Genomic DNA, 1,221 nt, shown 5'->3' with positions numbered 1-1,221 from the left:
AAGTGTTCAATTTCATATTGCAATTTACTAAAAATATATAAAATAAATCTTATTCAGATAAATTTTCATAAATAATGGTAAAAGTGTATATTGAAGGAGTTATATATTATGAAAATAATGACACAGGTAATAATTAAGGCAAAGCGTAATTCTTTTAAAAAGATTGAAGACCCTATGGGATTAGGTACTAATAAATATCTTTTTTATGCTAATGTTAGTGACGTTCCGGAGCATATTCCAATGGCTACAAATCCAAGAGAGCAAAAATTGACTTCAGGAGTGGCACAAGCTATAGAAGATTCTTTAAAAAGTAATGATGGTTTTTTCATTTAAAAAATAGAGGGATCGTACTGTCTGCTAAAAAAGTTCAATATGATGTAAAACGATCTTTAGTAACAATTGATTTTGAGGATGATTTGTTACATGGTAATATTGACGGTGGTCATACTTACAAAATTATTTGCGAGCATAAACAAGATAAATTAGAGCAAATAGTGCAATTTGAGGTAATGACTGGGGTTGAAGATATTATTGAAGCATTGGACAGAGCAAGAAATACATCAGTACAAGTTGATGAGAAGTCATTGGCTGAGTTAGCTAATAAGTTTGATCCCATAAAGGACTGTATCAAGTCATTGCCTTTTTTAAATAGAATCGCTTTTAAACAGAATCAGATCGAAGTAGATGATAATAAAAAATTAAAAATGATAGATGCACGAGAGATAGTTGCTATTTTAAGTATTTTTAACATTCATCTATTTGATGAACAGACTCATCCTATTAAAGCTTATTCCAGTAAGGCCGTACTTTTAAAACAGTATTTAGAAGACGATACTCCTGAATCATATCGAAGATTTAGTGATATTGCGGTAGATATTTTTGAACTGTATGAAACTATTGAGACAGAATTCCCTAATGCGTATAATAATGCCGGTGGAAGATATGGCCGTAAAAAGTATTCTGGATATAAAGGGGAAGGTGAAGTAGTAGCCAAAAGTAAGTTTTGGCAAAAACCGTTAAATTATAAGGTACCGGATGGAATTATGTATCCGTTGTTAGCGGCGTTTCGGGCTTTAGTTATTTACAACGCCAAAACAGATAGATATGAATGGTATAATGGAAAACGGCCAAAAGATCTTTGGGATGATGTTAAAGAAAGTTTAAGTCAAAGTATTATGAATTTTTCGAACTCTATAGGTGATAATCCTAATACTATAGGGA

General features: G+C 31.4%; 2 protein-coding genes. Both read left to right on the top strand.

Annotated features, from left to right (window positions below):
- Positions 1-108: 108 nt before the first annotated feature.
- Positions 109-333: a hypothetical protein gene (locus QZL64_RS03375; RefSeq protein WP_021840608.1), complete on the top strand. Its 225-nt coding sequence runs from the start codon at positions 109-111 to the stop codon at positions 331-333.
- A gap of 11 nt (positions 334-344) precedes the next feature.
- Positions 345-1,221, top strand: an 877-nt coding sequence (locus QZL64_RS03370; protein ID WP_369665151.1) for an AIPR family protein, incomplete at its 3' end; no start/stop codon positions are given.

Source organism: Veillonella sp. CAG:933, assembly GCF_000431435.1.
Taxonomy (GTDB): domain Bacteria; phylum Bacillota; class Negativicutes; order Veillonellales; family Veillonellaceae; genus Veillonella_A.
Note: the sequence above shows the minus strand (reverse complement) of the source record. Positions and strands in the feature narration are given on the sequence as shown.

Bases quoted from the DNA above. Each gene is read 5' to 3' on its own strand.
- QZL64_RS03375 (WP_021840608.1), top strand. From the start codon at position 109: ATGAAAATAATGACACAGGTAATAATTAAGGCAAAGCGTAATTCTTTT.